This is a genomic window from Colwellia sp. E150_009, from assembly GCF_053543955.1.
In genome coordinates this window covers 53,351-67,305 of sequence record NZ_JBHFOM010000009.1, presented here as the reverse complement: position 1 = coordinate 67,305, position 13,955 = coordinate 53,351, and the positions used below count along the sequence as shown (strand labels likewise).

Genomic DNA, 13,955 nt, shown 5'->3' with positions numbered 1-13,955 from the left:
TGTTTTATTTGATGTTAAAAATAAAAAAATGTTTTTAACATGCCAACTCTTTATTTGCGGCTTGTTGCTATCCAGTTGTAGTTCATTGCCAATAAAGTCTATACCCTCCAACAATTTTAATGAACGAATCAAGTTTTTGGTAATGCATCACACAGCTATTGATTATGAAAAATCGGTTCATGCTCTGGTGGATAAAGGTGGCTTAAGTGCACATTACCTTATTCCAGAAACCAATGATGAAAGTTATAATGAAAATGAATTAAATATTTATCAATTAGTACCTGAATCTCAGCGTGCATGGCATGCTGGAAAAAGTTACTGGCAAGGCCGAACAGAATTGAACGACCAGTCTATTGGTATTGAAGTGGTTAATGTACCTGAATGTCGAAAATTAGATGATGCTATAGGAGAATATGTTAACGATAAGCAAGAAAATGGTGATAATAAATTGTGTATTTTTCCTGACTTTGATCCCAAGCAGGTTGAATTAATTATTAAGTTGTCACAAGATATTCTTAAACGTAATCCCGATATCTCGCCAACGCAAGTTATCGGACACTCTGATATAACCCCAACCCGAAAAAATGATCCAGGCCCAAGATTTCCGTGGCAACAATTATATCAAGCTGGTATTGGTGCTTGGTATGATACAGATACTGTTGATAAATACTGGCAAATGTTCGATAAAACAAAGCCTAACATTGGGCTTATTCAACACGCGCTAAGAAATTATGGCTATGGTGTTATTGAAACGGGCAAGTTAGATAGCCAAACACTTGATACGCTTTCTGCATTTCAAATGCATTTTATTCCTTGGAAAGTAACGGGAAACCCTGATACGAAATCTATTGCTATTTTGTTTGCTTTATTAGACAAGTACTTTCCAAATAAATTAGCAGCTTTATTGAACCGTTTTAATCATGAAATAACCAAAGAGCCTGTTGTATCTTTTATTAAAAAACGCGGACAAATAGACCAAAAATTCCCTGAAATAGAAAGAAGCACGCGTGAGTTGGTTAATGACCGAGCTATTTTTAAAAGCTATAAGGGAGGCGGCGAAATAATTATTGATAATAATGATGCTGCATCTGCTGATATTTATATCAATGGACAAAAGCTTAATATTGAACAGCAAATGGTTGCTGGTCAGCGTTATCAATATAGCTTGAAACGAAGAACCAGAAATGGTGTTAATACCCTAAAGGTTGAGAATATTTTGCCTGAAGGGGCATCACTACATATTACCATTCCATACCCTGAGCTTAAATTAACCAAAACAACTGGAGTTAGCGCTACATCTGGCCGTAGTCGACAAGATAAGCGTTTCATTAACGTTGACAAGCAAATTGAGTCAGATATTGAACAGGGCTTTCCTGGTGCGGTATTGTTGGTTATAAAAGACGGCGAAGTAATTAAAAACACTGCGTATGGTTACGCCAAAAAATATGCGGATGGCGGTGAACTATTAGCTTCGCCTGTGCCGATGACCACAGATAAAATTTTTGATATTGCCTCAAATACCAAAATGTTTGCGACCAATTTTGCTTTAATGAAGTTGGTCAGTGAAGGTAGATTAGATATCAATAAACCGTTAGCATTTTATTTACCTGATTATAAAGGTTCAGGCCGAGAAACACGATTAGTTAAAGACTTACTTACTCATAATGCAGGGTATGCTCCGCAAGTACGTTTTTTTGACAAAGCTAATAAACTTGGAGAGACTTTTTATTCTCAAAATAGTGAACATACTAAGCAATTAATTCTAACCAAAGTGCCATTTTCTATCGGCAGGGCAACTAAGCACATATATAGTGATACTGACTTTATGCTGTTAGGTATGTTAGTGGAGCGTATTACGGGTAAAATGCTAGATCAATATTGTGAGTATGATATTTATCAAACGCTTGGTTTAAAAAACACCCTGTTTACCCCGTTAAATAAAGGTAAAAGCAAACAGCAAATAGTGGCAACTGAAATTCACGGTACAACAAGGGGCGGAAGAGTTGATTTCGATAATGTTCGTCGTTATGTTTTACAAGGCGAGGTACATGACGAAAAAGCATTTCATTCATTTTCTGGCGTGGCTGGACATGCTGGGCTATTTTCAACAACCACTGATCTTGCGGTGTTAATGCAGACACTCTTGAACAGAGGAGGCTATGGAAGCACTCAGGTTTTTGAGCAAAATGTATTAGATCAATTCATAAAGCCAGCAGATACCGATGGTAGTTATGGTTTAGGCTGGCGTCGAAATAATAATGGTGCATTAAAATGGCATTTTGGGCCTTATGCAAGCCCTCTAGCATACGGGCACACAGGATGGACGGGAACAGTAACTGTTATTGATCCTGAGCACGATTTAGCTATTGTACTGTTAACGAATGCTCGGCATAGTATGATTGAAGGGGATGAAATCGATTACAACTTTAAAGGAAAAACCTTTGAAACAGGTAAATATGGCAGCATTATATCATTGGTTTATGAGGCTGTTTTATAGCTAAACTACTTCAAGAGACAGGATTCAGACGTCCTAAAATGAGAGTTTTTTTGGGCTTGGCGTTATACCAATTTGATTAAATTTCTTCCCAACTCAGCGCTTCATTAGCGAGCTTAGAACAAGGAAAATTGATTAAACATAGTTACTCTATATTTCTTCAATTTTGCGATGTTATCAGTTTGCTAATGAGCTCCCAAAGGGCGAGTTTAAAAGGCTTATATGCGGCGTTATTGATTTTGACAAGGGAATGACCATTCTCTTCAATCAATGCCTTGCCTCTAAGCCTTTTAATTCTCGCTGAGTGGGAAAGAACTTAATCAACTTGGTATTGTTAAACTATAATAAATAACCGCGTGTAAAGTGGGCATAAAGCATGATTTTAATTTATACCCACTTTACTGCTAATTTATCTTTACTCGTTAAGGGGGTTAACTTCCCTTTTGGGACGCATTCTCTTTTAGGTGAGCTGCAACAGTATCAATAATGCTAAAGGCGTTGGTAGCATGAGGAATACTATCAGAGCTCCATATATTCTTAACGCCTAAATCATTTAATTGCTTTATCGCACTATCAACAAAAAATGCATGTGTCACTATAATTGAAATACTCTTTGGTTTTTGTTGCTGAAGCTGTATTACTGCCTGTATCAGCGTTTTTCCTGTACTGGCTATATCATCAACAATAATAATGTCCTGCCCAGTTAGGTTAAGTGCTGGGTTTTCATCACACTCGTTTTCTTTTTCTGAAAAACTAACGGCTACATGTGTATCGCTATAACGTTGTTTCGTAGCTATGGTATATTGCCATTGATGTGGGGTAGCAATGGCTTTAACCCATTGTTGAGACTCTCCGTCAGGGCCAATAATGACAGGATGAGTGAACTTTTGCTTTAAAAAATCTGTTATTGCCTGTGTTGCATGTAAGGATATGGCTTCTTTATTTGGTATAGCCTCAGCTAAATTGTTGATACGATGTAAATGTGGATCTATGGTGATAACCCGATCAAAATATTCACTAAGTAATTTACCAATAATTTTTTGACTAATGGCTTCCCCTGCGTGGAAGGCCATGTCTTGTCGCATATAGCATAAATACGGAGTGACTAAGGTAATATGCTCAACGCCTTGGTTTTTTGCAGCAGCGGCAGTTATTATCAATTCAATTAGTTTTTCGTTAGGTTGGTATAGACTACGACAAATTATTATTTTACGTGGTAGCTCTGTGGGTAAGGTGACCTTTGTTTCACCGTCTGGAAATTGATGTAGATGAACTTGTTTCATAGGAAGAGTTAAAGAAAGCGCAAGTTTTTTTGCTTGCGGTAAATAGTCGTCAAAACCAAGTAGTAATGTCATTCTAGTTTCCGTGTTTTGTTATACGCTAAATCAATTAAGCCGTGTGAATTTAGTCAGTTAGATAAAATATTGTTCTGTTTTAGTCGAAGGTTTTGCTTTTATCGTATATACGTTTCCTTCGTCAGCAAGTTTTTTAGCAAACTCAAGCTCACTTTTAAAACAAGCATAGATAGTAAACAATGTATCACCTTTATTAACTTTTTCTCCTACCTTTTTAGATAAATCAATACCTGCTAATTTATCTATAGGGGCACCAGCTAAGCTGGCTATATTGGCAATTTTAAAATTATCTATCGTGTGTATATAGCCACTGTTTTGCGCTAATACGGTGTACTGTAATGGCGCTTGTTGATCATGATCATCTTGCTTACCTTGTGCCATAATAATAGCCTGCATTTTATCAAAAGCACGGCCAGACTCTAAAATATCGCGGGCAATAGCATAACCTTGCCCGCCTCTAACATCTGGATCAAACTCTAGTATACGTGCCGCTAAGCGTAATGATTTTTCGCGTAAATCAGCAGGAGCCTCTTTTTGGTTACTTAATACGCGTAGTACATCTCTAGCTTCTAATGCTGGACCTATACCATTGCCTATTGGCTGTGAACCATCAGTAAATACAACTTCAATATGCAAAGCAAATAAATCGCCAATATATTCAAATAGTTTTCTTAATTGTAATGCTTCTTGATTATCATGAATTTTAGCTGAGGCGCCAACAGGAATATCAATTAACAAGTGTGTTGAACCTGCAGCTATTTTTTTTGATAATATCGAAGCAACTAATTGGCCCGTAGAGTCCATTGATAAAGGACGTTCAACTGAAATTAATATATCGTCAACAGGTGCTAATTTTGCTGTGCCACCCCAAGCAAGCATCCCGCGGTGAGACTGTACAATCTTTTTCATTTTTTCTAGCGACAATTCAACTTTTGCTAACACCTCCATCGTGTCTGCAGTGCCCGCGGGGGAAGTAATTGCCCGACTAGAGGTTTTAGGCATTAACATACCATGTGCCGCTATAATAGGCATTACAATCATGGTGGTGCGGTTACCAGGAATACCACCAATGCAATGTTTATCAACTACAATAGACTCCCCCCAATTTAGGGTTTTCCCAGAGTTAACCATGGCTTTTGTTAAAAAGAATATTTCTTCTCGCTCTAAGCCATTATGACTACACGCAACTAAAAATGCTGCAATTTCCATTTTTGAATAACGGTTTTCTAAAATATCTTGGCAGATTAGGTGATACTCTTTTTCAGTGAGATTTTCACCTGCAATTTTTTTATGAACAGATTTTAGTGAAATAGGGGGTTTGGCTGGAGCAATGCAAACTTTAATGCCTTGTGGTTTGTTTAATTGTTTGAATGCTTGAGTACTTAACCCCAGTTCATCAATATCAACAATACTATTATCATCAACAATATTTAATACAGCCAATACAGGGTTGTCATATCCCTTAATGTAAATTTCTATTTTCATTAAGGCTTGAAAACCTTCTGTTCGATAAAGAGGACAATTTCGGTGTAAATACACCACATTTTCTTTAAACGTATCAATGGCAACAGACTTTAATTTAAGCATAGGTTTTCAACCTCAATTAATGGTTCATTAGGTTATTTTGGGAAAATACTTTACGCGTGTGCAAAGGCACGTTTTTCATAGTGTATACTAAAAATTTATCACAAAGTTAATGTAGATCATATGCTTGGATGAATCTAAATTTTTTAATAAAAAAGCCAATAGTGCAGGGTGCTATTGGCTTGTTAGTTAGGTTTGTCGTTATACGTATTTAATGTGATAAGTAGGTCGTAGGGGAATTACTTATCACTTTGTTTGTTGACATTGTTTGCATGAATCGTTTACTTAAAACTTTATTATTCAGCTAAACGAAGTAACTCATTAATACCTGTTTTAGCACGTGTTTTCGCGTCAACTTTTTTAACTATAATCGCTGCATATAAACTGTACTTACCGCATTTTGATGGCAAGTTACCTGGAACAACGACAGACCCAGCAGGTACACGGCCATAATGTATTTCACCTGTTTCACGGTCATAAATACGTGTACTTTGACCAATGTATACGCCCATTGAAATGACTGCGCCTTCTTCAATGACAACACCTTCTACTATTTCTGAGCGCGCGCCAATAAAGCAATTATCTTCTATGATCGTAGGGCCAGCTTGCAATGGCTCCAATACACCACCAATACCAACGCCACCTGATAAATGTACATTTTTGCCTATTTGAGCACACGAACCAACGGTCGCCCAACCATCAATCATGCATCCTTCATCAACGAATGCTCCTATATTTACAAAGCTAGGCATAACCACAACATTTTTACCTATAAAGCTACCCGTACGCACTGAGGCGCCAGGAACAACACGCACACCGTCAGCTTCAAACATTTCTTGAGTATAATCGCTGTATTTCATGGGGACTTTATCAAAAAAGGTACTTTCTGCACCATCAATCACTTGGTTGTCCCAAATGCGAAATGATAATAAGACAGCTTTTTTAAGCCATTGATGTACATGCCATTGACCAGCTATTTTTTCAGCAACGCGCGCTGAACCGTTGTTTAGTGCAGCTAATGATGCTAATACTGCTGTTTTTACTTCATCAGAAACGGTGGCAGGGCTAATGTTAGCTCTGTCTTCAAAAGCTTGTTCAATTGTACTTTCTAAGGCTGTTAAATCAGTCATTTATAAATTCCTATTACTTATTTCAATTTGTTTTAATCTATTTCTTGGGTTAATTTATCAGCTAATTGCTGTTTTTGTTGTTCGGTTAAAGCTGTGTTTTCATTGGTTGAAATAGTGAAAACATCATCGGCTTTCTCACCAAAGGTGGTGATTTTAGCTGAATGAATACTAATTTTGAGTTGTTGAAATACCTGAGCTATATTGCCGAGTAAACCTGGCCTGTCTAACGCTATGATTTCAATCATCGTTTTGGTTTTAGAGCTGATTTTAATGAAACTGGCTCTTAGTGGAAATTTAAATTGTTTTACTTCTCTACGAGCTGGTTGGAGTGGAATATCACACAGATTGTTTTGTTTAAGTTTTGTGCTTAAAGCACTAGCAATTTCACTTGTTTGATAACTCTCTTTAAGCGCTTTGCCACGAGAGTCTAGAATAATAAAAGTGTTAACGGTATAACCTGTTTTTGTGGTGATTATTTTCGCATCGTGAATAGATAGTTTTTTACTACCTAATAATTCAACAATAGTTGCAAAAGTGTTGATTTTTTCTTTTGCAAAAACAAAAACCTCTGTGCCGCCTCTGTATGGTTTAGGGCTTATTATTACCAGTGGCTCTTCTCTATTGTGCCCCACTATACGTTGGCAATGTCTGGCAATTTGCTCGGGAGAGTAGCGTAAAAAATAATCTGCTCTAAATTCTTTCCATAAGGAGTTTAAGGCGCTTTCATTAACGTGAGTCTCAACTAAAATATCTCTTGCTTGTTGTTGATTTTCACGAATTTTAGAGCGAGTTTCTACTGGTTTTGATAATCCACGGCGTAGTGCTCTTAAGGTGTTAAAGTATAAATCATGTAATAAGTTTGCTTTCCAGCTATTCCATAAACTTTCGTTAGTGGCGCGCATGTCGGCAACGGTTAAACAGTATAAGTAATCTAAATGGGCTTCATCGCGTACAATACCGCTAAAAGTACGAATAACATTCTCATCATTTATGTCGCGTCGTTGTGCGGTTACTGACATCAGCAAATGTTTTTCTACTAGCCAAGACACCATTTTGCTGTCGTGATTGCTCATTTTATGTGATTGACAAAAAAACAAGGCGTCTACAGCGCCGAGTTTTGCATGGTCTCCACCTCGACCTTTACCAATGTCATGAAAGATGCCTGCTAGATATAAAACCTCAGGTTTACGGATTTTTTGGACAATTTTGCTACATAAAGGGAATTTGTGGTTGTGTTCTTTTTGACTGAATTGATAAAGATTTTTTACTACGCGGTAACTATGCTCATCCACTGAATAGGCATGAAATAAATCAAATTGCATTTGACCAACAATATTACGCCATAGAGGTAAATAGGAACCGATGATTCCGTGGCGATGCATTAAGTTAAATGCTAAACCTAATCCACGAGGATGCTTAATAATGGTCATAAATATTTGCCGACATTGCTCGTAGTCTATTAACCCTGATATTAATCGTCGTCTTGCGTTTCTCATTAACCTGAGAGTATGTGAATGAATCCCTTTTATTTCTGGTTCTTGTGCAATAATCAAAAACATTTCAAGCATTTTTACAGGTCGCATAAAAATTCTATCGTTGGTCGTGTTAATTAGCGTATCGACTAACTCAAAGTCTTGATTGATTGTTTTGCTATTTGCTTGCTCTGGATCTTGAATTATTTCTTGTTTAAAGCGTTGTAATAAAATAGTATTTAACTCACCTACACGGGCAATAATACGGAAAAAACGCTTCATCATACGTTCGACGGGAGCTTTGCCTTCATCCCCAAACCCCATCATTTTGGCAACGTCAGTTTGATAGTCAAATAACAAACGGTTTTCGCTTCGTTTAGCGACAAGGTGCAAGGCAAAACGCATACGCCATAAATAGTCTTGTGCTTCAATAAGCTCAGCTAATTCATTTGGGTAGAGATAATTATGCTCTACAAGCTCTTCTAGTGAGTCAGCGAGAAAATGGCGTTTTGCAACCCAAGCAATAGTTTGAATATCACGCAACCCACCAGGGCTGGCCTTTAGATTAGGCTCTAATGTATAAGCCGCTCCATGATATTGTAAATGTCTTTTTTTCTGTTCTTTTCGTTTAGCGATAAAGAACTTTTCTGAAGTCCAAAATACATCCTCATTTACCAAAGGGAGCAATTGTTGCGTTAATATTTCATTACCTGTTATTTGTCTTAGTTCCATTAGATTGGTGGCAACGGTTACATCATTAATTGCCTGTTTAATACATTCTTTAATTGAACGTACACTGTGGCCAATATCAAGCTTGATATCCCAAAGTTGCGTGATAAAGCTAGAAATTTTTTCTTCTAATTCTAAATTAATATCAGTTTGGGTTAGTATTAAAATATCTATATCTGAAAAAGGGTGAAGCTCGCCACGCCCATAACCACCAACCGCAACTAAGCCAATTTGAAACTCATCTAGGTGATGTTGGCACCATAATTTTGTTAAGATAGCATCAACAAAGACGGCACGAGCAATTAATAGTTCTTTCACATCATAATCAGCAAAGGCTCCTGTAAGCCATTCATGAAAGCCTGAGGTTAATTGGCAAATATCTTTGCTGGATAAAATGTCAGTGGTAATCGCTAAGCTATCAATAAATGCTTCTGGGATTATGTCACTTTGTATAGGGTGATTATTCACGTATGTACCTATGTCGTTGCTTTGATGAATTTAGGTCGGCTTAATTGTGAAGAATTCGACTTATGGTTTCTTCTTTACGCAAGGTTAAAATTTCACAGCCTGTTTTTGTAACAACTAAGGTATGTTCCCACTGCGCTGATTTTTTACCATCACTAGTGTATACGGTCCAGTTATCTTCTTTGTCTAAAATAGTACCCGCTTTACCTAAGTTGATCATAGGTTCTATGGTAAAACACATGCCTTCTACCATTTTAGTTTTATCGTGGTTTTTATAATGAACAATTTGAGGTTCTTCATGAAATTCAACACCAATGCCGTGACCACAATAGTCTTTAACGATGGAATATCGGCCTTTACTTTTGATGAACTTTTGAATGGCTGAGCCAATTTCTCCAAATGCTGCGCCAGGTTTTACTTTTTTTAATCCAACGTACAATGATTCTTGTGCCAAACGACACAGGCGATTATCTTCAGCTGAAATATCACCAATAAGAAACATTTTACTAGTATCGCCGTGGTAGCCGTCTTTAATTACGGTAATATCTATGTTAATTATGTCACCATCTTTTAACACCGTGTCGTCAGGAATACCATGGCAAACAACATGGTTAACTGAGGTGCAAATAGATTTTGGAAAATGATGATAATTTAAGGGGGCAGAAATTGCCTCTTGCACATTTTCTGTGTAATCAGCACATAAGGTGTTTAACTCGTCTGTGGTGACTCCTGCTTTTACGTAAGGAGCAATCATTTCTAAAACATCACAAGCTAGTTGTCCTGCTATGCGCATTTTGGCTATTTCGTCTGGGCTTTTAATTTGTATGGACATACTGTTCTCTTACTAGTTTTTAGTATTTAAGTGTATTTATTCAATTCTAACTGAACTGCTTCAACAATCGCCTTGGGCTGTGATAAATAGAAGTTGTGATTCAAAAGTATTAATTGATCATCAATGGCTAACAGCAGTGCAGGTATTGCTTCTGTATTCATTAGCTCTTGCAAAGCATAAATTTCTTCTAATTGTATCAATGCATCTTTGCTGAGTTTATCACTTTTAAATACTTTTGCTGGTGGCGATAACTTTAACTCAGATATAATTGCCGCTAACTCTGTTTGATGCGCTAGTGGTTTTCCTTGTTCAAAATGAACTTTTTGTAGAGCATTGAGTAATGGTAATGCTAAATGTGGCGTTTTATGCTGTGCCCAAGTCATTAAATTAGCGGCTAAAATAGAGTTTTTATTTTGCTCAAGTAATTTCTTGTATGTATTTGAAAAATGGATGTTTGCTTGTTTTTCAACCGAGTTTATTTCATTTAACTTAATACTGCTTGCTTCGTCGTGTTTACCATCGAAAAAAGCAGTATGCCATAAATTGAGTGTTATATCAGGAAAGGCATTGTGTATTTCATTTATAAGTTTTGTCGCTACATAACTCCAAGGGCAGTGACTATCGTATAAAAAAAACAGTTGTACGGGTACTTTTTGTGTCGTCATTTCTTACCTAAAATTGTTTGTTTGAGCATGTTAGCTAGCTCAATAGTATGTGATTTTACCGTGATAAGTTGAATTATCCCAGTGAAATTTTTTCTGGTTAAAATTGTCGTTTTATGGTATAAAATGCCGCGCTGAAATCTTAGTGGTTGTTAAACTATTCAACAACGCTTGTTTTAGCGTCAATTAAACAGATCAATGCTTGCTTAGCTGCAACATGATTATATTATAAACTCACATACATCTATCAAAGGTATACTGGGGTGCTCCGCTGATAATTCATCTTGATGCTTTATATTAAGTAGCTCAAGATTACAGCATAAAGAGTCGTGTATATTGGGTGTATGAACGCTTAACCCCGTCAACCGTAAGGAAAGAAAATATAATGTCAAACGTTTCAATGCGCGATATGCTTAAAGCTGGTGTTCATTTTGGTCATAAAACTCGTTACTGGAATCCAAAAATGAAACCGTTCATTTTTGGTGCTCGTGATAAAGTTCATATCATCAACCTTGAACAAACTGTGCCTATGTTTAATGAAGCACTTGCTTTTATTAACAATGTTTCTTCTAAAAAAGGTAAAGTTTTATTTGTTGGTACTAAACGTGCCGCAAGCGATGCTATTAAAGAAGCAGCCATTAAATCTGATCAGTTTTTTGTTAATCACCGCTGGTTAGGTGGTATGTTGACTAACTGGAAAACAGTACGTCAATCAATCAAACGTTTAAAAGATCTTGAGTCACAAAGCACAGACGGTACTTTTGAAGCACTAACTAAAAAAGAAGCGTTAATGCGTACTCGTGAAATGGAAAAGCTTGATAAAAGCTTAGGTGGTATTAAGAACATGGGTGGTTTACCTGATGCAATTTTTATCATTGATGCAGATCACGAACATATTGCGATTAAAGAAGCAAACAACCTTGGTATCCCAGTAATTTCTGTTGTTGATACTAACTCAAACCCAGATAACATTGATTATATTGTTCCTGGTAATGATGACGCGATCCGTGCAGTAACTTTATACTGTGACGCTGTTGCTAACGCAGTAGTTGCTGGTCGTGAAAAAAACATCGTAGTACAAGCTGAAAAAGACGGTTTTGTTGAAACTGAATAATTACTTTTAGTAAAAATTGTAATTAAGAAAAACATTTCGTTTATCATAAAAGCATTGAAAAATAATTTTCTGTATTCTTTGCTTTTATGACACCTAATTTACTATTTATGCCCATAATTATGCTGTTGACTATATGCAATGTTTCAACAGGTGAGTGGGGATAACTGAAAACAGAGGAATTAACTCATGGCAATTACTGCTGCAATGGTTAAAGAACTTCGTGAACGCACAGCTGCGGGCATGATGGATTGTAAAAAAGCGTTACAAGAAGCTGACGGCGATATGGAACTTGCGATTGAAAATATGCGCAAGAGCGGTCAAGCAAAAGCGGCTAAAAAAGCGGGTAATATTGCTGCTGAAGGTACTATTTTAATTAAAGATGAAAACGGTGTTGCCGCTTTAGTTGAAGTAAACTGTCAAACTGATTTTGTTGCAAAAGATGCTAATTTCTTAGCGTTTGCTAACGAAGTGTTAGATGCTGCGGTTGCGTCAAAATCTACAATTGAAGAACTTCAAGCACAATTTGAAGAAAAACGTATCGCGTTAGTCACTAAAATTGGTGAAAACATCAATGTACGTCGTGTTGAGTATGTTGAAGGAGCTGCGTTAGCTTCTTACCGTCATGGCGCAACTATTGGTGTTGTAGTTGCTGGTGAAGGTGATGCTGAATCACTTAAGCATATTGCAATGCACGTAGCAGCAAGTAAGCCTGAATATCTTTCTCCAGAAGATGTGCCTGCTGAAGTGGTTGAAAAAGAAAAAGCGATTCAAATTGATATCGCCATGAATGAAGGCAAACCACAAGAAATTGCAGAGAAAATGGTAACTGGTCGTATGCGTAAGTTTACGGGTGAAGTTTCATTAACAGGCCAAGCTTTCATCATGGAACCTAAGAAAACTGTAGGTGAAGTATTGAAAGAGAAAGGCATTACTGTTTCTTCTTTTGTTCGCTTAGAAGTTGGTGAAGGTATTGAGAAAAAAGATGAAGATTTTGCTGCTGAAGTAGAAGCACAAATAGCTGCTGCTAAAGCCTAATTTTTTATTTGACCAAATAATATTGTTGCATTTACATATTGACTTAGTTAAATATTGTTATATGGGCTCAAGATAAAAAGGCGCTAGCACTTTGTTATTGGCTTAACTCATTAGAAGTACTCTAAAACGTCTACCTTGGTAGGCGTTTTTTTATGCGTTTTTTTTAGGTTGTATTGAAAATTGGCATAAAAAATGAGGCTTTTTTCAGTTAAGGCTTTCTTGAATAAGCTAAACGTATTAAAATGTTCGCGGTCTTTTTGACCCTAGCCTTTTTTCAGCGAGCCAAATAGGAATTTTCTCACATGACTACTAATTCAAAACCATCTTATCGTCGTATTCTTCTTAAACTTAGTGGTGAAGCGCTGATGGGGGAAGAAGGCTTTGGTATTGACCCAAAAATTCTTGACCGTATGGCACAAGAAATTAAAGAATTAGTTGAAATGGATATTCAAGTTGGATTAGTTATCGGTGGCGGTAATTTATTTCGCGGTGCAGGCCTAGCACAAGCAGGCATGAACCGTGTTGTTGGTGACCAAATGGGTATGTTAGCCACGGTAATGAATGGTTTAGCAATGCGCGATGCATTGCATCGCGCTTTTGTTAACACACGTTTAATGTCTGCTATCGATTTAGCGGGTGTTTGTGAGCGTTATAATTGGGCCAATGCAATTAGTTTATTAAAATCTGGCCGTGTTGTTATCTTTTCTGCGGGAACAGGCAATCCATTTTTTACTACTGACTCTGCTGCATGTTTACGTGGCATTGAAATTGAAGCTGATGTGGTATTAAAAGCAACAAAAGTTGATGGTATTTATTCTGAGGATCCAGTGAAAAACCCAGCAGCCGAACTATACAGTAAGTTAACGTTTGATGAAGTATTAGAGAAAGAACTAAAAGTTATGGACCTAGCTGCTTTTACTTTAGCGCGTGACCATAATATGCCTATACGAGTATTTAATATGAATAAACCAGGCGCACTGAAAGCTGTTATTATGGGACAAGAAGAAGGTACCGTTATCAGAAAGTTGTAAACCGACTTTCTTTAAATACACCGCATACATGCTATCGTTTGCGGAATTGTAT

Annotated in this window: 10 protein-coding genes; 4 read left to right on the top strand and 6 right to left on the bottom strand. The window is 36.9% G+C overall.

What is annotated here, in order from left to right:
- Window positions 1-28 precede the first annotated feature (28 nt).
- Window positions 29-2,497 carry a penicillin binding protein PBP4B gene (pbp4b, locus tag ACE1OF_RS06370; protein ID WP_448893457.1) on the top strand — a complete coding sequence of 823 codons (2,469 nt, stop codon included), beginning with the start codon at window positions 29-31 and terminating at the stop codon, window positions 2,495-2,497.
- Window positions 2,498-2,925: 428 nt separating this feature from the next.
- On the opposite strand, the gene ACE1OF_RS06365 is transcribed toward pbp4b, so the two are convergent.
- The 6 genes from ACE1OF_RS06365 to ACE1OF_RS06340 all read right to left on the bottom strand — a co-directional run bounded on the left by ACE1OF_RS06365 (window position 2,926) and on the right by ACE1OF_RS06340 (window position 10,726).
- Complete coding sequence (locus ACE1OF_RS06365; protein WP_448893414.1) at window positions 2,926-3,849, bottom strand: ribose-phosphate diphosphokinase; 924 nt, start codon at window positions 3,847-3,849, stop codon at window positions 2,926-2,928.
- Window positions 3,850-3,906: 57 nt separating this feature from the next.
- Window positions 3,907-5,436: a thymidine phosphorylase family protein gene (locus ACE1OF_RS06360; protein WP_448893413.1), complete on the bottom strand. Its 1,530-nt coding sequence runs from the start codon at window positions 5,434-5,436 to the stop codon at window positions 3,907-3,909.
- 293 nt (window positions 5,437-5,729) lie between these two features.
- On the bottom strand, window positions 5,730-6,563 hold the full coding sequence (gene dapD, locus ACE1OF_RS06355) for a 2,3,4,5-tetrahydropyridine-2,6-dicarboxylate N-succinyltransferase (RefSeq protein WP_448893412.1): 834 nt from the start codon (window positions 6,561-6,563) through the stop codon (window positions 5,730-5,732).
- Between the two features lie 32 nt (window positions 6,564-6,595).
- Window positions 6,596-9,232, bottom strand: a complete 2,637-nt coding sequence (gene glnD / locus ACE1OF_RS06350; protein WP_448893411.1) for a [protein-PII] uridylyltransferase — start codon at window positions 9,230-9,232, stop codon at window positions 6,596-6,598.
- Window positions 9,233-9,272: 40 nt separating this feature from the next.
- A complete protein-coding gene (gene map / locus ACE1OF_RS06345; protein ID WP_448893410.1) occupies window positions 9,273-10,061 on the bottom strand; it encodes a type I methionyl aminopeptidase in 789 nt (262 codons plus the stop codon).
- Window positions 10,062-10,087: 26 nt separating this feature from the next.
- Window positions 10,088-10,726, bottom strand: a complete 639-nt coding sequence (locus tag ACE1OF_RS06340) for a DsbA family protein (RefSeq protein ID WP_448893409.1) — start codon at window positions 10,724-10,726, stop codon at window positions 10,088-10,090.
- A gap of 382 nt (window positions 10,727-11,108) precedes the next feature.
- On the opposite strand from ACE1OF_RS06340, the gene rpsB reads away from it, so the two are divergent.
- The 3 genes from rpsB to pyrH all read left to right on the top strand — a co-directional run bounded on the left by rpsB (window position 11,109) and on the right by pyrH (window position 13,903).
- The gene (gene rpsB, locus ACE1OF_RS06335; RefSeq protein WP_448893408.1) at window positions 11,109-11,837 is read left to right on the top strand and encodes a 30S ribosomal protein S2; all 729 of its coding nucleotides are present in this window, start codon (window positions 11,109-11,111) and stop codon (window positions 11,835-11,837) included.
- A gap of 186 nt (window positions 11,838-12,023) precedes the next feature.
- Window positions 12,024-12,872 (top strand): translation elongation factor Ts, encoded by an 849-nt coding sequence (gene tsf / locus ACE1OF_RS06330; protein WP_448893407.1) that lies wholly within the window; start codon window positions 12,024-12,026, stop codon window positions 12,870-12,872.
- 302 nt (window positions 12,873-13,174) lie between these two features.
- Window positions 13,175-13,903 carry a UMP kinase gene (gene pyrH, locus ACE1OF_RS06325; protein ID WP_448893406.1) on the top strand — a complete coding sequence of 243 codons (729 nt, stop codon included), beginning with the start codon at window positions 13,175-13,177 and terminating at the stop codon, window positions 13,901-13,903.
- The last annotated feature ends 52 nt before the right edge of the window (window positions 13,904-13,955 follow it).